Annotated in this window: 17 protein-coding genes; 10 read left to right on the top strand and 7 right to left on the bottom strand. The window is 69.1% G+C overall.

Annotated features, from left to right (window positions below; translation table 11 throughout):
* Window positions 1-523: 523 nt before the first annotated feature.
* The 6 genes from ACWD11_RS31260 (at window position 524) to ACWD11_RS31235 (ending at window position 10,241) form a co-directional block, all read left to right on the top strand.
* Window positions 524-2,383, top strand: a complete 1,860-nt coding sequence (locus tag ACWD11_RS31260; protein ID WP_451287029.1) for a glycoside hydrolase family 15 protein — start codon at window positions 524-526, stop codon at window positions 2,381-2,383.
* 45 nt (window positions 2,384-2,428) lie between these two features.
* Complete coding sequence (locus tag ACWD11_RS31255) at window positions 2,429-4,138, top strand: pyranose oxidase (protein ID WP_451287027.1); 1,710 nt, start codon at window positions 2,429-2,431, stop codon at window positions 4,136-4,138.
* Between the two features lie 29 nt (window positions 4,139-4,167).
* Window positions 4,168-5,109: a myo-inosose-2 dehydratase gene (iolE, locus tag ACWD11_RS31250; protein WP_451287025.1), complete on the top strand. Its 942-nt coding sequence runs from the start codon at window positions 4,168-4,170 to the stop codon at window positions 5,107-5,109.
* Between the two features lie 59 nt (window positions 5,110-5,168).
* Complete coding sequence (locus tag ACWD11_RS31245) at window positions 5,169-6,434, top strand: FG-GAP repeat domain-containing protein (RefSeq protein WP_451287023.1); 1,266 nt, start codon at window positions 5,169-5,171, stop codon at window positions 6,432-6,434.
* 90 nt (window positions 6,435-6,524) lie between these two features.
* Window positions 6,525-8,888, top strand: a complete 2,364-nt coding sequence (locus ACWD11_RS31240; RefSeq protein WP_451287021.1) for an ABC transporter substrate-binding protein — start codon at window positions 6,525-6,527, stop codon at window positions 8,886-8,888.
* A gap of 45 nt (window positions 8,889-8,933) precedes the next feature.
* Window positions 8,934-10,241, top strand: coding sequence for a hypothetical protein (locus tag ACWD11_RS31235; RefSeq protein WP_451287019.1), 1,308 nt, complete (start codon window positions 8,934-8,936; stop codon window positions 10,239-10,241).
* 58 nt (window positions 10,242-10,299) lie between these two features.
* Here the strand turns inward: ACWD11_RS31235 and ACWD11_RS31230 are convergent, their stop codons facing one another.
* The 4 genes from ACWD11_RS31230 to ACWD11_RS31215 form a co-directional block, all read right to left on the bottom strand.
* Complete coding sequence (locus ACWD11_RS31230) at window positions 10,300-12,000, bottom strand: alpha-amylase family protein (RefSeq protein ID WP_451287017.1); 1,701 nt, start codon at window positions 11,998-12,000, stop codon at window positions 10,300-10,302.
* Entirely contained in the window at window positions 11,991-12,995 is a 1,005-nt protein-coding gene (locus ACWD11_RS31225) for a TIGR03885 family FMN-dependent LLM class oxidoreductase (RefSeq protein WP_389420182.1), read from the bottom strand. Before ACWD11_RS31225 ends, ACWD11_RS31230 begins: the two co-directional genes overlap by 10 nt.
* A 287-nt stretch (window positions 12,996-13,282) precedes the next feature.
* Window positions 13,283-13,576, bottom strand: a complete 294-nt coding sequence (locus ACWD11_RS31220) for a hypothetical protein (protein WP_389420183.1) — start codon at window positions 13,574-13,576, stop codon at window positions 13,283-13,285.
* Window positions 13,577-13,757: 181 nt separating this feature from the next.
* A complete protein-coding gene (locus ACWD11_RS31215; RefSeq protein ID WP_389420184.1) occupies window positions 13,758-13,949 on the bottom strand; it encodes an antitoxin in 192 nt (63 codons plus the stop codon).
* A 242-nt stretch (window positions 13,950-14,191) separates the two neighbouring features.
* Between ACWD11_RS31215 and ppk2 the strand changes: the two genes are divergently transcribed.
* Window positions 14,192-15,181, top strand: coding sequence for a polyphosphate kinase 2 (gene ppk2, locus ACWD11_RS31210; protein ID WP_389420194.1), 990 nt, complete (start codon window positions 14,192-14,194; stop codon window positions 15,179-15,181).
* A gap of 88 nt (window positions 15,182-15,269) precedes the next feature.
* On the opposite strand, the gene ACWD11_RS31205 is transcribed toward ppk2, so the two are convergent.
* On the bottom strand, window positions 15,270-16,223 hold the full coding sequence (locus tag ACWD11_RS31205) for a cupin domain-containing protein (RefSeq protein ID WP_451287014.1): 954 nt from the start codon (window positions 16,221-16,223) through the stop codon (window positions 15,270-15,272).
* On the opposite strand from ACWD11_RS31205, the gene ACWD11_RS31200 reads away from it, so the two are divergent.
* From ACWD11_RS31200 to ACWD11_RS31190, 3 genes are read left to right on the top strand one after another with little or no spacing between them, the layout of a single operon-like run.
* Window positions 16,222-16,650, top strand: a complete 429-nt coding sequence (locus ACWD11_RS31200) for an SDR family oxidoreductase (RefSeq protein WP_451287012.1) — start codon at window positions 16,222-16,224, stop codon at window positions 16,648-16,650. The two genes, ACWD11_RS31205 and ACWD11_RS31200, sit on opposite strands and share 2 nt — an antisense overlap.
* On the top strand, window positions 16,575-16,790 hold the full coding sequence (locus ACWD11_RS31195; protein ID WP_451287010.1) for a hypothetical protein: 216 nt from the start codon (window positions 16,575-16,577) through the stop codon (window positions 16,788-16,790). The genes ACWD11_RS31200 and ACWD11_RS31195 overlap by 76 nt, the downstream gene beginning before the upstream one ends.
* The gene (locus ACWD11_RS31190) at window positions 16,787-17,077 is read left to right on the top strand and encodes a hypothetical protein (RefSeq protein WP_451287008.1); all 291 of its coding nucleotides are present in this window, start codon (window positions 16,787-16,789) and stop codon (window positions 17,075-17,077) included. The genes ACWD11_RS31195 and ACWD11_RS31190 overlap by 4 nt, the downstream gene beginning before the upstream one ends.
* 198 nt (window positions 17,078-17,275) lie before the next feature.
* Here the strand turns inward: ACWD11_RS31190 and ACWD11_RS31185 are convergent, their stop codons facing one another.
* On the bottom strand, window positions 17,276-17,467 hold the full coding sequence (locus ACWD11_RS31185) for a hypothetical protein (protein ID WP_451287006.1): 192 nt from the start codon (window positions 17,465-17,467) through the stop codon (window positions 17,276-17,278).
* Window positions 17,468-17,477: 10 nt separating this feature from the next.
* The gene (locus tag ACWD11_RS31180; RefSeq protein ID WP_451287004.1) at window positions 17,478-17,924 is read right to left on the bottom strand and encodes a class I SAM-dependent methyltransferase; all 447 of its coding nucleotides are present in this window, start codon (window positions 17,922-17,924) and stop codon (window positions 17,478-17,480) included.
* Window positions 17,925-18,042 lie beyond the last annotated feature (118 nt).

Genomic DNA, 18,042 nt, shown 5'->3' with positions numbered 1-18,042 from the left:
TCGACCTCGACGCCGGCCGATGTCAGCCCGGGCCGTCGGCCACATCGTGTCGACCAGCGGGAAGAATCGGGCACGCCACGCCGCTCAGCAGCCGTTAGTCGTACCGATCACCGCCCCGATCGACCACCCACCTTTCAGATGCTGCTGCTACATATGCCAGTAGCAGGAGAAGTGCCATCTGACATGCCAGTAAGCCATATGCATATGCCGGAGTCGCGCTCTCTTATGCGGTATGCCACCTTGAAGAGGCGGTCCGGCGGACATGCGCGAACTGCCAAGGCAGCCTTCTCGCGAAGGCCGGCCTGGGTCGGCAAGCGGCTTTCCGGCCGTCGGCTGCCGTCAGGCCTATCAGGCGTGCCCGCACGTTCGGCGCCCGGTTCCACTGCGGGCGCTCCATCCATTCACCACAAGGTGCCGCTCTGGCGCGGCGCGCCCCGCCCGTGAAGCGGAGCCGTGGCGCGCCGTCAGACAGGCGCGAGCGTTCTCCGGCGGTGCCGTGCCGCCGGTGTAAGGGAGTGTCGGAATGCCCAGTGCCATCGAGGACTACGCGTTCCTGGGAGATCTGCATTCGGGTGCGCTGGTAGGAAGGGACGGGTCGATCGACTGGCTGTGCCTGCCCCGGTTCGACTCACCGGCGTGTTTCGCCGCCCTGCTGCACGACCAGAGCGCCGGCCGCTGGCTGCTGGCCCCGGCGTCGGGCGGCCCCGCCACTCATCGCCGCTACCGGGACGACACCCTCATCCTGGAGAGCGAGTGGCACACCGCCGAGGGCAGTGTGCGGGTCGTGGACTGCATGCCGCTGCGCGGGGAGGCATCCGACCTGGTCCGCCTGGTGGAAGGCATCAGCGGACGCGTCACCATGCGGATGGATCTGCGGCTGCGTCCCGACTACGGCCGCATCATCCCCTGGGTGAACCGGACCGGCGGCGGCCTGCGGGCCGTGGCCGGCCCCGACGCCTTCTGGCTGCACACGCCCGTGGCCGTCTACGGCGAGAACATGGCCACGAAGGCCGAGTTCACCGTCGAGGCAGGACAGCAGGTGCCGTTCGTCCTGACCCACAAGCCCTCCCATCTGGCCAGCCGTACCAAGCCCGTCGATGCGATCGCCGCCATCGCGGACACCGAGCGGTTCTGGCGGTCCTGGATGAGCCGATGCACCTACCAGGGGCAGTGGCAGCAGGCGGTGCGCCGTTCGCTGATCACCCTCAAGGGCCTGACCTACCAGCCCACCGGCGGGATCCTCGCGGCGGCCACGACATCGCTGCCCGAGCAACTCGGAGGGTCGCGCAACTGGGACTACCGGTTCTGCTGGCTGCGGGATGCCACCTTCACGCTGCAGGCCCTGGTCGGCACCGGCTACCTGGAGGAAGCGTCCGCGTGGCGGGAGTGGCTGCTGCGCGCGGTCGCCGGCAACCCGGCCGACCTGCAGATCATGTACGGCCTCGACGGCACCTGGCGGCTGCCCGAGTACTCCCTCGACTGGCTGTCCGGCTACGAGAACTCCAGCCCGGTCCTGGTCGGCAACGCCGCGGCCGGCCAGTTCCAGCTCGACGTGTGGGGTGAGGTACTGGAGTGCTTCTACGTATCGCGCGAGGCGGGGCTGCCGGCGTCCGACCCCGCCTGGAACGTGCAGCTGGCCCTGCTGGACTTCCTGGAAGGCAACTGGAGCGAACCCGACAGCAGCCTGTGGGAAGTCCGCGGCGATCCCCGGCACTTCGTGCACTCCAAGGTCATGGCCTGGGCGGGTCTCGACCGGGCCGTGCGCTCGGTGCTGCACCACGGCCGCTGGGGTCCGGTGGACCGCTGGGAGGACCTGCGCGACCGCATCCACGCCGAGGTGTGCGCCAAGGGTTTTGACACCGAGCGCAACACGTTCACCCAGTTCTACGGCTCCAAGGGCCTGGACGCGGCGCTGCTGTTGCTGCCCCGGGTCGGCTTCCTGCCGTGGGAGGACCCGCGGGTGCGGGGCACCGTGGACGCGGTACGCCGCGAGCTGGGCGAGGACGGCTTCCTGTTGCGCTACCGGCCCGAGGCGGACGGCGGCGTGGATGGACTGCCCGGCGACGAGGCCACGTTCCTCGTCTGTACCTTCTGGCTCGCCGACGCCCTGCACGGCACCGGCCGCCGACGCGAGGCGAGGGAACTGTTCGAGCGGCTGCTGGACCTGCGCAACGACGTGGGACTGCTCAGCGAGGAATACGACCCGCGCACCGGCCGCCATCTGGGCAACACACCCCAGGCGTTCAGCATGGTCGGCCTCGTCAACAGCGCTCTGTGGCTCAGCGGCACGGCCGACATCACCTCCGTCGACGGTGACGGCCATGCCCAGCATGCCGTCGAGGCCGCATCCCGGAAGCAGCGGCCCACCCGTGCGCGCCGCTGACGACGGTGCCGCGGTGCACGACCCACCCCGTGTGAGAGGAACCTCATGAACGACAACGACGTGCTCACCACCGAGTACGACGCGCTGATCATCGGCAGCGGCCCGGTGGGCTGCACCTTCGCCCGCAAGCTGGTCCAGGCCGGCAAGCACGTCCTGATGATCGACGCCGGGGCGCAGCTGTCCCGGAGATACGGCGAACACCTCAAGAACAGCTACCTGTTCCAGAAGAACATCGACCTGTTCGTCTCCGTCATCAAGGGCAACCTGCTGCCCCTGTCGACCTCGACCAACAAGGAACCGGCCCTCACCCTCGACCCCTCGGCGTTCGCCTACGACCCGGACAAGTACGCCGGCTTCTCCATGCGCAACCAGAATCCCGAGCAGAAGAAGCACACCAACCTGCCCGCGGCAGCCGCGACGTACGCCGTGGGCGGCATGGCCACGCACTGGACGTGCGCCGTTCCCCGCTTCCACGCCCAGGTCGAGCGGCGCAACGGCGACCAGGAATACCCCATCGACGACAAGAAGATGGACGAGCTGTACGACGAGGCCGAAACGCTGCTGGGCCGGCAGACCTCCGTCTTCGCCGCCTCCGCCCGGCATCTGCTGGTCAAGCAGGTCCTGAAGCAGACGGGCGAGGAGTTCGCCGATGTCGCCGAACTGCCCCTGGCCGTCAGCGAGCGCGCCGACTCCGAGAAGACCTCCGCGGTGACGTGGTCCGCGTCCGACACCGTCCTCGGGGACCTGGCCGAACCCACGCACCGGCCGTCCGAGGGATCGTTCACCCTGCTGCCCGAGCACCAGTGCGTACGCCTGGAGATCACCGGCGCGGGCAGGCGGCAGAAGGTCGACCATGCCGTCGTACGCGACCTGCGCGACCTGCGCCGCGAGATCCAGCTGCGGGCCAAGACGTACGTGGTGGCGTGCGGCGCGGTGCCCACCCCGCAGCTGCTGTTCAACTCCGGGATCACGCTGCCCGCCCTTGGCCGCTACCTCACCGAACAGCCCATGTCCTTCTGCCAGGTGGTCCTGCAGCAGGAGCACATGGACAACATCGAGGAGATTCTGCGCGGCGTGAGCGGCAGCGACGACGCCCCCGCGGCGTCCGCCGCCGAGCGGGTCGCCGCCTACCGCGCAGCCCAGCTCAAGCGGCTGCACGGCGGTGACAAGAACGCCGATCCCGTGCCCTTCCCGCCCGCCGAGCGCGACCCGAACCTGGCCCTGCTGGTGACCGAGGAGCGGCCCTGGCACTGCCAGATCCACCGCGACGCCTTCACCTACGGCGCCGTGCCGCCCAACGTCGATCCTCGGCTCATCGTGGACCTGCGCTGGTTCGGCATCTCCCGCCCCCGCCCGGAGAACAAGGTCACCTTCTCCCGCAAGATCCGCGACACCTTCGACATGCCGCAGCCCACCTTCCACTTCCGCCTCGACACGGCCGAACGGAAGGAGACGGACCGCATGAACGAGCACATGCTGCGCACCGCCGCCGCCCTCGGCGGCTTCATGCCCGGCTCCGAGCCGGTCTTCCTCACCCCCGGCCTGCCGCTCCACATCGCCGGCACCACCCGCATGGGCACCAGCGAACTGGACAGCGTCGTCGACGAGTACTCCAAGGTGTGGAACGTCGACAACCTCTACCTCGGCGGCAACGGCCTGCACCCCTTCGGCAACGCCTCCAACCCCACGCTGACCAGCGTCGCCATGGCCGTCCACGCGGCCGAGACCATCCTCAGCGGCCACCCCGGGCACTGACCCACCCCCGCGACCCCCAGGACTGTCACATGAGGCCAGACACCACTGCCCTGCCCGAGGGCATCCACCTCGGCATCACCCCCACCTGCTGGACCAACGACGACTTCCCGCTGATCGGCAACGACATCCCGATGGAACAGTGCCTCAGCGAGATCGCCCTCGCCGGCTTCGAGGGATGCAGCATCGGCCACAACTTCACCACCGACGTCGACGCGCTGACCGCCGCCATGCACCTGCGCGGTCTCAGCGTGAGCGAGCCGTGGGTGAGCACCTACTTCACCGTGCCCGACGGCGCCGAACGCACCGCATGCGACCTGCTGAAGGTGCTGGAGTTCCTCAAGGACTTCAACGCCGGCGACCCCCCGGTGAAGACCACCACGATCGGCGTCGCCGAGTTCGGCCACTCCATCCACCTGCAGTCGCTGAGCCTGCGCAGCAACCGGCCGGAGTTCACCGACGAGCAGTGGACCGACCTCTGCAAGGGCCTGAACAAGATCGGTGAGATCGTCGCGAGTCAGGGCTTCAACCTCGCCTACCACCCGCACATGGGCACCGGCGTACAGACCGAACAGGACGTCGACCGCCTGATGCGCGACACCGACCCGCGCCACGTCGGCCTGCTGCTCGACACCGGTCACCTCACCTGGGCCGGCGCCGACGTCCGGGGCGTCATCGAGCGCCACCGGGAGCGGATCGCCCACGTCCACCTGAAGAACGTCCGCAGCAGCGTGCGCGCGGACCGGACGCTCGCCTCCGGAAGCTTCCGCGAATACGTCGAGGCCGGCATCTTCACCGTCCCCGGTGACAGCGACGGCGACGTGGACTTCGACACCCTCCTGAAGATCCTTCGCCCCGGCGACTCCTACCGGGGCTGGCTCGTCGTCGAGGCCGAACAGGATCCCCGCGGCGGACAGCCTCCACTGCACTACGCGCAGACCGCCCACGGCTACCTCACGCAGACCCTCACCTGACCTCTGCTCACCGACCGGCAGTCGCCCGGTCCCCCACCCCCCAGCATCGGAAGGCCCCCATGGCCGCACACACCCCCCTGAACCTCCGCACGCCCAAGTTCGACCGGGAAGTCGTCGCCGACCACCTCAACGACGGTTACTGGGTGGAGGCGCCCGACATCGACGGCGACACCCGGCCCGACCTCTTCGGCTACGGGCTGTCCCTCGGCGAGATCTACTGGTACAAGAACCCCGGCTGGAAGCGGCAGTTGGTCGCGGACGGCTTCCACATGCCCATCGGTGCCCACTGCGCCGACATCTCCGGCAACGGCCGCCCCGACATCGTGGTCTGCTACGAGCTGTACGGACAGGGCGGACGCATCGACGACCCCGACCTCGACGGCGGGAAGATCGACTGGATCGAGAACACCGGCAAGCCCGACGCCGACGTGCGCTGGGAACGCCACTACATCGGCCGTGAGACCGGCATGCACCGCCTGCGCGTCGGGCACTTCACCCAGACCCGCAAGCCCGAAGTGATGGGCGTGCCCTGCGTCGGCCCCCGCCATGTACACGGCCTCATCCCCGTCGTGCTGTTCAGCCCCAACAACGACGTACGCAAGCCCTGGGAGAAACGCGTCGTCGACGACAGCCACTTCCGCATGATCCACGGCGCGGAGCTGACACAGAACCCGCTGCCCGGCTGCGAACACCTCGACTCGATCCTGCTCGCCTCCGAGGAAGGCATCAGCTGGCTGCACTACGACGAACGCGAAGGCCGGTTCACCACCACCCACATCGGCTCCGGCGAGCTGTCCCAGTTCCAGCAGACCGGCTTCAAAGGCAGCGGCGACGTGGGCGCCGGCCGCATCGGCGACGACCCGCACGCCTACATCGCAGCAACCGAGCCCTTCCACGGCAACACCCTGGCCGTCTACGTCAAGGAGCAGCCCGGCGCCCCCGTGGCGGAGGCCACCTGGCGGCGCGTCGTCCTCGACGTGTTCGGTGACCCCAACGAACTGGGCGAGGGCCCCGGCCACCAGATCCTCTGCGCCGACTTCGACAACGACGGCGACGACGAATTCCTGGTCGCCCTGCGCGGCCCCTGGCCCTGGCAGGGCGTCTTCTACTACAAGGCGATCGACATCCAGGCCGGCATCTTCACCAAGTGGCGCGTCTCCTCCGACTCCACCGCGCGCATCGCCATCGGCGACTTCAACGGCGACGGCCGCCTGGACTTCGCCACCATCGCCTACAAGGTCGACAAGTACTTCGTCGCCCAGGACGCCAAGCTGTCCGTCTTCCACAACGCCATCGACGGCATCACGCCAAACGACGCCGAATAGCGCGACCTCGACGCGTGCGGCTGCGCCGGCCACCCGGCCACGGAGCCGCACGCAAACGGCGCACCGCATGCTCGCAGGAAGGAGACGGACGTGGTCACGCCCGGTGACGACACCGGCAGGGACACCGACGACGGCCGGTCTCCCGGCTCGAAACCCCCGAACGCCGACGCCGCACCCGCGGGCGCGACGGCGAGCGGTCTGCGCCCCAGGTGGCGGACCCGCCGCGCACGCCTGACCGCAACGGCCACCCTGGCCCTGCTCCTGGTGACGGCGGCCGTGAGCCTGCCCTCCCTGCTGAGCCCGGCGCCAGAGCCGGTGCACGTGGCCGTGGTGACCAGCCACACGGGCCCGGGAGCCGTCCGCGGGCAGGAGATCACCCGCGGCGTCCGCTTCCACATCGACCGGATCAATCAGAACGGCGGCATACGCGGCCATCCCATACGGCTGCTGCCCTACGACGACCGCGCCGACCCGGCGACCGCGCGCCGCACGGCACAGCGCATCGCCCGCGACGACCGTGTCGCCCTCGTGATCGGCAACACCAGCAGCCCCACGGCCACCCAAGCCGCCCCCGTGTACGCCGCTGCCCGCATCCCCTTCATCACCCCCACCGCCACGGCCGACAGCATCACCGCGAACCCCTGGAGCTTCCGCACGACCTACACGAACACCTATCAGGGGCACTTCATCGCCGCCTACGCCCACCATGTGCTCGGCGCACGCAGCGCGACCGTGCTGCACGTGGACAGCACCTACGGCGCGTCCCTGGCAGACGGCTTCCGCCGCGCCTTCGCGACCACAGGGCGCGTCCACCGCGTCGTCGCTCTCGGCGACCACGGCGGCAACCCGCGCCAGGACCAGTTGCAGGAGGCGCTGGAGGCTGCCCGCACCGACCCGGACCGAGGTCCGGTCATTCTCGCCCTGCCGGAAGACCCCGCACTGGCCACGCTGACCTACCTGCGCCGCCATGGCGTGCGTGCCACCGTCATCGGGGGCGATGACCTGTCCAACACCCAGTTCGGCTCCCGCCTGGCCGCCTCCGACCTGGAACGGACGGCACCCGGCTCGATGACCGGACGGTTCTACGCCGCCTCACCCCAACTCGCCGACAGCCTCACCGGAGCCGGCTTGACCTGGGCAACCGCCTTCCGGGACCGCTACGGCACCATGCCCTCCTGGAAGGCGATGTCAGGACAGACGGCGGCCGACATGGCCGTGCACGCCATCAGCCGGGCAAAGATCCACCATGCCCACGTGAGCGAACGGGACAGGACAGCGATCCGCGACGCGCTGGCCGCCATGAACACTCCGGGCAAGGGCATCCCAGGCCTGTACGGGCGGGTCTTCTTCGACCGAACCCGCTCCCTGCACCTGCCCGTCACCATCGGCATCGTCCAGTCCGGAGACATCGTTTCCGCTCCCGTCCAGCTGACCGAGTACAGCCCGGAGGAGGATGTCGACGTGGCCCAGGAACTGGCCGCCAAGCGGGCCGTCTCCTTCGAGGGCAGGGTGCTGGCCCGTCAGCAGATCGTCTACACCGGTATCAACGTCAACCGGATCAGCACGCTCGACACCCGCGAAGGCACCTTCAGGGCGGACATCTTCCTGTGGTTCCGCTACAGCGGCAGCGACGAGGCCACGGACGTGGAGTTCCCCAACCTGGCGGATGACAAGTTCAAGTGGACCGCCCCCGTCCGCACATCGTCCGCCAACGGTGTGAAATACCGCCTCTACCAGGTCGTCACCACCTTCAGCACCTCGCTGGACTTCCACCGCTTCCCCTTCGACCAGCAGCATCTCGCCATCACCTTGCAGAACCGCATCCAGCCCTCCTCCCGCGTCGTCTACGTCGTGGACCGGGCCCTGGTGAAACAGGACCGCGTGGAGGCACTGAACAGCGGCAAGGACGTCCGGCAGACCATCGACGGCCTGCCCAACTGGACGGTGCGCGATCTGAGTCTGTACAAGGCCGCCGTGGGCAGCACCGCGCGGCTCGGCGACCCGGACCTGTCGCAGGGCGAACACGGCGTTCACTACGCCCAGTACGTCGCCGACGTCACAGTGGCCCGCGACGTGGCACCCTTCCTCGTCAAGAACCTCCTGCCGCTGCTGCTCAGCGCCGCTGTCACCTACGCCACCCTCTTCTTTCCACGCGACCCCCGCTACACCAGCACCCGCGTCTCCCTGGAGGTCACCGCCATGCTCAGCGCCGCCGTGCTGCTGACCAACGTCACCAACTCCCTGCCGGACATCGGATACACGGTGGCACTCGAGTGGGCCTACTACTCCTTCATGTTCCTCGTGGGCACATGCGTCTTCATCTCGCTCGCCGGCGCCTGGCTCCAGGAACACGACAACATACGGGCCTGGAACCGGCTCGCGCTTGTCTCCCGCGTCTACTATCCGGTGTTCTGCGTGTCGGTCTTCCTCGTCTACGTCGCCCAACTCGGCTGAATTCGCTGCGGTGACGTGGTGAAGACGCCGAACCACGATCCACTGGTGCACCATCTGCGAGCTGCCGCCCGAGGAATCGACCTGCTCGCCCTCGCCGCCGGCGCGCTGTTCGCCGTCACGCTCGCGGTCGTCGCGCATCGACACCAGCGACTGGACTTCGCAGATCCCGGTCCCGCACTCGGCGCCGTCGTGATCACCGGACTGGCCCTGCTCCTGCTGGCCGGCCTCGCCGGCATCCGCCGACTGAGGGTCCACCGCCTGTGGCTGGCCAGCGCATGGACCGCCGCTGTCCTGCTGACCGGCACCGTACTCATCTGGTACGCGGTGATGACCGACACCTCGCACACCCTCGCCCGCGGCACGCAGGTCACCAGCATGCACGACACCGACGCCTACCTCACCCGCCACACCCCCGCACCGGTGCACCACGTGCGCGTGCCCACGGGTGTGTTCATCCAGGCCCTGCGCTTCACGGGCCCTTACGACGTCGAGGTGAGCGGATACATCTGGCAGCGGTACGCCGACTCGGTGCCGGCCGCCATCGAACGCGGCGTCGTCCTGCCGGAAGCCGACGACTCCTACGAGCCCCGCAAGGTCTACGACGTCCACCGCGACGGCGAGCACGTCATCGGCTGGTACTTCAACGTCCAGATCCGGCAGGTGTTCGACTACCGTACCTACCCCCTGGACGAACAGGACGTGTGGCTCCGCCTGTGGCACCCCGACTTCGAGAGCAGAGTCCAGCTCGTCCCCGACCTGGCCGCGTACCCGCCCTGGCGCGCGCCGGCCGCGTACGGCCTCGACGCGAACTTCGTCCCAGGCAACTGGGCCGTCAAGACCACGTCCTTCAGCTACGACACCCCGCGCTACTCGGTGAACTTCGGACAGGGCCGCCAGTACCGCCAAGAGGCGCATCCAGAGCTGTACTTCAACATGCACATGGCCAGAGAGTTCGCCGCACCGCTCTTCGGGCGGATCATCCCCCTGGCCTTCATCGCCGTCCTCGTCTTCGCCTCCCTCTTCGTCACCACGAAGAACACCCGGCGCTTCCCGCTTGCCGGATTCGACGGACTGACCGTGGTCGAATTCGCGGCGGCCATGCTGCTGGTGCTGACCGTCGACCACAACACCGCACGGAACGAAACCGGCTCCCACGGCATCACGTACATCGACTACGTCTACTTCTGCCTCTACTTCATGACCATCGCCGTCGTCTGGAACGCACTGCTGCTCTCCCGCGGCCCCCACCTCGCACTGATCCAGTGGCGGGACAACCTGGCTCCCAAACTGCTGTACTGGCCCGTCCTCGCCTTCCTCCTGTGCTCCATCACGGCTCTCACGTTCCTGCTGTGAAACGCGACGGGTCGGGGCGGCCCCGACGATGGGCTCGGGGCCGCCACTCATGGGCCGGTCAGCCGGACGCGATGCTTTCGGGGTCGTCCGCCGGGGTGCCGACGCGGAGCCACCGATAGCCGTACGGCGGCAGGTCGACGTGGAACTTGCCGTCCTTGCCTGCCTTGAGACCGGTGTGCTGCTCGTCGAGCAGGTCGGTCAGCCGTCCGCCGGATCCGGCCTCGGCCAGTTCCAGCCGTACGGTGTGAGGCTGGTCCGCGAAGTTGTGTACGGCCAGCACGGTGCCGTCGCCGTCACGGCAGACGTGCGCCAGCACGGCGTCCTCCCCCGTCGTGAGCAAACGGTAGTCACCCCAGGCGAGTTCGGGGGCCTCCCGGTAGCGTTCGACGAACAGACGGATGCGGCTCAGCAGGGAAGCAGGATCGCGGCTCTGCTCGTACACGTTGATCTTCTGGGGACCGAACGCGCCGTCCACCAACGGATTGGGGAAGGCGTCCGGCTCGGCGGTGGAGAACCCGGCGGCCTTCTGCGGGGTCCACTGCATCGGGGTGCGTACGGCCTGGCGTCCCTCCGCGGCCAGGTTCTCGCCCATGCCTATTTCCTCGCCGTAGAAGAGCACGGGGGTGCCCGGCAGGGTGAACAGCAGGCTGTAGGCCAGTTCGACGCGGCGCCGGTCGCCGTCGACCATCGGCGGGAGCCTGCGGCGCAGCCCTCGGTCGTACAGCTGCATGTCCTTGTCCGGGCCGAAGGAGGCGAACACTTCGGCCCGTTCGTCGTCGCTGAGTTTGTCGAGGGTGAGTTCGTCGTGGTTGCGCACGAACGTGGCCCAGTGGGCGTCGCGCGGTGCCGCGGGGCGCTCGCTCAGTGCGGCGGCCAGCGGCCTGGCGTCGTGGCGTGCCATCGACAGGTACATCTGCTGCATCGCGACGAAGTCGAAGCACATGGTGAGTTCGTCGCCGCGGTCCGAGGAGGGGTCGCCGAAGAAGCGGGTGGTGTCGTCGTAGGGCAGGTTGACCTCGCCGAGCAGGACCGCCTCGCCGTTGCGGCGGCCGAGGAAGGCACGCAGGTCGGCGAGGTACTCGTGCGGGTCGGGCAGCTCCCCCGCGTCGCTCTGTCCGTCGGTCTCCAGCAGGAAGGGCACGGCGTCGACCCGGAAGCCGGACAGGCCGAGCTGGGTCCAGAAGCCCATGATGCGGGCTATCTCGTCACGGACGTCGGGGTGGGCGACGTTGAGGTCGGGCTGCTGCTTGTAGAAGCGGTGCAGGTAGTACTGGCCGCTGCCCTCGTCGTACTCCCACAGGCTGTCCTCCGCGTCGGGGAAGACCACGCCCTCGGGGCCGTCCTTGGGGGGCTCGTCCTTCCAGACGTACCAGTCGCGGTGGACGGAGTCCCGGCTGGAGCGGGCGTCCTTGAACCAGGGGTGGTCCTCGGAGGTGTGGTTGACGACGAGGTCGGCGATCACGCGGATGCCGCGGTCGCGCGCGGTGCGGACGAACTCGGTGAAGTCGCCGAGGGTACCCAGGCGCGGGTCCACGCCGTAGAAGTCCGTGATGTCGTAGCCGTCGTCACGCTCCCGCGTGGGGTAGAAGGGCATCAGCCACACGCAGGTCACGCCGAGGCGCACCAGGTGGTCGATGCGCTGGGTGAGCCCCGCGAAGTCTCCGATGCCGTCGCCGTTGCCGTCCTGGTACGTCTCGACGTCCAGGCAGTACACCACCGCGTTCTTCCACCACAGGTCGGACGTGCGGGTCAGACGCATCGGTACTCCTTGGCCGTGGCGGGGATCGGGCGGGTCACGTCGAGTCGCGGCAGTACCTCGGCGCCGAACGCGTCGATGAACGCGGCCTGTTCGCGACCCACGTGGTGCAGCATCACGGCCTCGAACCCCAGGTCGGCGTACTCCTGGAGCCGGGCGGCGTGCCAGCCGAGGTCGTTGGAGACGTTGACCGTGCTCGCGACCTGCTCGGGGGTGACGTGCTCGCTGACGACGTCGAACAGTTCCGCGGAGTCGAGGTCCCAACTGACCGGCGGGGAGTGCACGTTGGTCCGCCACTGATCGTGCGCGAGGGCGAGCGCCTCGGCCTCGTCGGGCGCCCAGCTCAGGTGCACCTGGAGGTGGAGGGGCCCACGGCCGCCCGCGTCACGGTACGCGCCGATGATCTCGCGCAGGCGTTCGCGCGGGGCGTTGACCGTGATCAGTCCGTCCGCCCACTCGGCGCACCAGGCCGCGGTGGCAGTGCTGCACGCGGCTCCTATCAGCGGCGGTTCCTCGGGCGGCAGCGTCCACAGCCGGGCCCGGTCCACGCTCACCAGCCCGTCGTGGCTGACCTCCTCGCCCCGCAGCAGCGCCCGGATGACGTCGACGCACTCCCGCAGGCGCGCGGAGCGGATGTCCTTGCGGGGCCAACCCGCGCCGGTGATGTGTTCGTTGGAGGCCTCTCCGGTGCCGAGCGCGGTCCAGAACCGGCCCGGGTTCATGGACGCGAGGGTGGCGATCGCCTGGGCGACGACGGCGGGGTGGTAGCGCTGGCCGGGCGCGTTCACCACACCGAACGGCACCTGGTCGGTGGCCTGGAGGGCGGCTCCGAGCCATGACCAGGCGAAGCCGGACTCCCCCTGACGCACGCTCCACGGCGAGAAGTGGTCCGAGCACATAGCGGCGGAGAAGCCCGCCTGCTCCGCGCGTACCACGGCGTCGAGGAGATCCGCGGGTGGAATCTGCTCGTGCGAGGCGTGAAATCCGTAGACAGTCATGGCAACCGACTACCCCCCGGACGGCCCCTCAACGGGCGCCGACCCCACGGGTATCGGCGCCGTCGGAACTCCCGCGCCGCATGATGCCCGTGGTGGGTTGAGGGGCGCGGGAGAGGACCTCGGGAGGTGCCCTCGCAGGACGACCACGGGAAAGCGCCCTCGGGCGACCTCAGCAGGCCCGCTCCGGCGAGAACCGTCTTGCGCCTTGCGTTCCTCAGCGCTGACGGCTTCGTGTCCGGCCGAGCGCCGCCGCGTCTCCGCAGGCCCCGGGCTCGCAGGTCCGCGTGTCAGGCGCTCGCGTGGCGACGGACGGCCGGCCTGCGGGGAGCCGCGTGGTGGGCGGGCCGGTCGCCGTCCTTCGACCGGTGCTGCCTCAGCCACAGGGTCGTCGCGGACAGCAGACCGGCGAAGACGACCAACAGGAGTACGGGCACCCACATCTGCCGGCTACCGGGGTTCTGCCAGCCTCCCCAGGCGGCGGTCGCCGCCCAGAGAAGAGCGCCCAGCGCGTAGAAGGCTCGGATGCGGCGCATCTGCCGTACCGCCCGCAGGAACTTGGAGTGATCGTTCTTCGGTGCCATGCGCGGCGTGTACCCCCTATCTCTCGACTCGATCAGCCTGAGGGGGACTTGTCGCAGCGGGGGCAGGGGACGACGACCTGAGGCCGGCTGTCCTTGACGGCCGGAGCCCCATACGGCCCCTCGGCCACACGTCTCCGGCCCCCGACGCTGTGCGTCGGGGGCCGGAGGCCGGTCATGTGGGTCACTCCGTCGTGCCGCTGTCCCGGTAGGAACGACGAGCCGCGTCGGCGGCCTTGTCGGTATGGGCGTCGTACTTGTTCCCGGTCCGCTCGTCGACCATGCGCTCAGCGCGCGTCACGCCCTTGTCGGCCTGGTCCGGGTGGCCCTTCGCCATTGCCTTGGCCTTGTTCGCCATGTCACCCAGCTTGCCCATGGGATACCTCCCGCGATAGCGCGTGCGTCGTACCCGGCGGCGAGTACCCGGGGAGCTGGGGGCAAACCATCCCGAACGGACCGGCAGGCGAACCACGCGGACGGACATGGACGGCCGGGCAGCGGGCACTCGGCAAGACCCGGACGGTCCGCCCTGTCGCCCCCTCCCCCTCTCGTCTCGGGAGCGGAACGCAGCAAACTGTCGACGTCGTGAGCAGGAGGAACCCGCCCGTGGTTGATTCAGTGAGGCCGGCTACACCGGCCGCGGACCCCGAGGGCACGTCCGTGCCGTCGGAACTGCTCGCGGGGCTGCTCGTGGACGAGCAGCGGCCCGAGCAGCCCATCCTGCTGGCCGGCGACGGCAATCCCCTCGACACCTGGCGCGAGAACTATCCCTACGAGCAGAAACTCCCGCGGAAGCCGTACGAGCGGGAGAAGCGGATCCTTCAGATCGAGCTGCTGAAGCTACAGAAGTGGGTGCGCGACACCGGGCAGCGCGTCGTGGTGGTGTGCGAGGGGCGGGACGCGGCCGGCAAGGGCGGCACGATCAAGCGGTTCACCGAACGCCTCAACCCGCGCGGAGCCCGGGTGGTGGCGCTGGACAAGCCGAGCGAGAGGGAGGCCGGGCAGTGGTTCTTCCAGCGCTACGTCCCCCATCTGCCCGCTCCCGGGGACATCGTCTTCTTCGACCGGTCCTGGTACAACCGGGCCGGTGTGGAACGGGTGATGGGTTACTGCACCCCTGCCGAGTACCGGCACTTCCACGCCCAGGCGCCCGTTTTCGAGAAGCTGCTCACGGACGACGGCATCACGCTGGTCAAGTTCTGGTTCTCGGTCTCGCAAGGTGAACAGCGCACCCGGTTCGCGATCCGCCAGGTCGATCCCGTACGGCAGTGGAAGCTGTCGCCCACCGACCTGGCCTCGCTCGACCTGTGGGACGCCTATACGAGGGCGAAGGTCGACATGTTCCGCGCCACGGACACGCCGTACGCGCCGTGGACCGTGGTGAAGAGCAACGACAAGCGTCGGGCCCGGCTCGAAGCGATGCGGCATCTGCTGCTGCGCTGCGACTACACGGCCAAGGACGAGGAGGCGGTCGGGTCAGCCGACCCGCGGATCATCGGCGCCGCCAACACTCTCCTGGAGAGCGGGGAGGAACCCACGGACCTCTCCCCCACCCCGCTGTCGCCTCAGAGCAGCGGCCCCGGGCAGCACCCGGAAGAGGAGGACTGAACGTCAGCGCGGCACCGCCGTGCGACGCACCGCCCGGATCCCCTCACCATCGTGACGGAATTCGTTGCACGGGGGACCACGGGCGGCGCTACGCAGCCCTACGAGAGAATTCTCTTCTACGCCGGCGACCCTGCGGCCGCCGAAGCGCCAGACGGCGTTGCCGCAAGTAGGTCATAGGCGGTTGCCCGACCAGGGCATGGAAGCGCCTGGCGAGGTGTGCGCGTGACACGCCGGATTTCGCCGCGAGTGCGGGCAGGGTCCACGGGTGGGCGGGGTCGGCGTGCAGCAGGCGCAGTGCCGGGGCGAGTACGGGATCGCTGTAGGCGAGGTACCAGTTGGGGATTTGGGCGCCAGGGCGGGTGAACCAGGCGCGCAGGGCCGTGATCAGCATCAGGTCCATCGTCCGGTCCAGGAGGATCTGCTGCCCGGGTTCCGCACGGGTGATCTCCTCGAAGAGCGCGTGGCTGACCGGGCAGTTCCCTACGGACGCCTCGATGACGGCAAGGGGCGGCAGGGCCGAGAGCAGCCGGCCGGGCGCACGGGTGTCGACGGTGTAGAGACCGTTGATCAAAAGGGTGCGGTCCGGCTCTGCGGCGTACCGGACGTCCGGACCAGGGATCTGCGGGGGAAGCAGTTCCTCGCCCTGTGCCGTCGTACAGCGACCTCCGGCCTGGATCACCACGTCCGGTTCTGTTACCGGGGCGTTGGCGATCACATACGGCACGCCCCCGCACACCACCGCCACATCACCGGGGCCGAGCCGGACCGGGGCGCCGCCTTCAAGGGTGATCCAGGCGCAGCCGTGGATCAGGACCGCCAGGGCCAGTGGTGAGCCGTCCTCGAAGCGTGCCGCCCAGGAGCCGGTCAGCAAGGACTGGTTGACGACCGAGCCACTGGTCCGTACCCCGTTAAGGAGATCGGCCAGCGGATCGATGCCGGTCAGTCCCGAGGGATCCGTGCCGGCCAGCGTAGACGAACCGGTATGGACGTGAGCCTGTGCGGTATGGGCGCGGCAGTCGGCGACTGGTTGAGTCGAGGCCATGAACGACGAGATCATCCTGGTGACGGGTGCTACGGGCAAGACCGGCCGGCGGGTGGCGCGGCTGCTGCAGGAACGGGGCGTGAGGGTTCGCACGGCCTCCCGTTCCAGCACACCGTCCTTCGACTGGACGGACCGCACCACCTGGGAGCCCGCGCTGCGGGAAGTGACGGGGATGTACCTCGTGGTCCCCGACCTCGGCAGCCCGCAAGCCGCCCAGGCCATCGGTGCGTTCGCCCGGCAGGCCGCAGCGGCCGGAGCACAGCGGGCGGTGCTGCTGTCCGTGCCCGAGGGCGGGGCGGGGCGGGGCGGGAACACGCCCTTGCCGCAGAACGGGCCCTGGAACACTCCGGCTTGGACTGGACGGTGCTGCGACCGCGGTGGTTCTTCCAGAACTTCAGCGAGGACTTCCTCTACCACCCCGTACTGAGCGGCGAGGTACGACTGCCCGCCGGGGACGGCATGGAGGCATTCGTCGACGCCGAGGACATCGCCGACGTGGCCGTCGCCGCCCTCACGGAAGCCGGGCACGCCGGGTGGCACTATGAACTCAGCGGCCCCAGACCATGACCTTCCGCGACGCGGTCGAGGAAATCGCCCGTGCCACCGGCCGTGACATCCGCTACGTGCCACTGCCCCTGCAGCAGTACGCGCAGGAACAACGCGCACACGGTGTACCCGAGGAATGGGTGCAACTGTCCATCAACCTGTACGAGTACATCCGCACCGGTGGCCTCGCCTCCTTGAGCGACGGCATCCAGCGAGCCCTCGGCCGCACCCCGAGGAACTTCACCGATTACGCCACCACTACCGCCGCAGAGGGCGCCTGGTCCATACAACGCTCATCTGACCTCTGACGCCTGCCCCTTCCCGGCAGCAGAGCTCCGTAAGCCGACCTCCCCACCCGCACGTGCATGCTGCGGCCCGGCCGACTCGAGGGCCGTCCCATGGGGTTCCTCAACGACGCAGACCCTGCGATCGACCGCCTCTGACGGATGGCCACCAGCATCTCGCCACTGCCATCAGGGGGGTTGCATGGAGTTGGAAGCAATGGCCTACTCGTCGGCGCGGGCCACAAGCAGCGGCTGGAAGAAGCCTGTCTCCTGCGGCATCCGCCATCGGGCGTCGACAAAGCCAGCCTCGGCGGCGAGGCCGGCCAACCGGACCTGGCTGATGGCCCAGTAGGTGGTCCGGCGGACCGCGACGCGCCATTCTCCGCCTGCCGGAAGGAGTTGGAAGTGCTCCAAGTCGTAGTGCTCACCGTCGTCGTGCCATTGCCAGAGCTGGAAGGTGACGGTCCATGCTCCGCCGTCGGCGCAGTCGGTCCGGTGGACTTGTGGAGGCGTCGAAACGGGGTGCTCGCGCAGCAGATCGTCGTAGGGGCGTGTGCTGACCAGCAGCAGGCCCTCTGGGCGCAGCACGCGGCGCATCTCGGCCAAGGCGGCGTGCACATCCTGCTCTGTCAGCAGGTGGGGAAAGCGAGTTGTCAGCGCAGACGACGACGTCGAACCGGCCATCGGCAAACGGGAGACGCCGCATGTCGGCGGCTGCTGTGCGCAGGCTGAGGCATTGGCGGGTAGCCTCCCGGGCAACACGGGCCACGGCGCGAGGGCTGAGATCGTTGCCGGTGACACGGTGCCCGCACAGCGCCAAGCCGATGGCCTGCGTGCCGGTGCCGCAGGAACAGTTCGAGCACCTCGACACGATCCCGACCGATAACGGCGTCGAGGGCGTCGTCCTGCCGGCGCATGCCAGCGTCCCACACGCAACCTCTACCGCGACGGCTGTCCCCGAGGACACCACCCAGCCACCCTCATGACCC

The organism is Streptomyces sp. NPDC002776, from assembly GCF_053592195.1.
The sequence above is the reverse complement of the archived record's forward strand: the minus strand, read 5'-3'. Positions and strand labels throughout refer to the sequence as shown.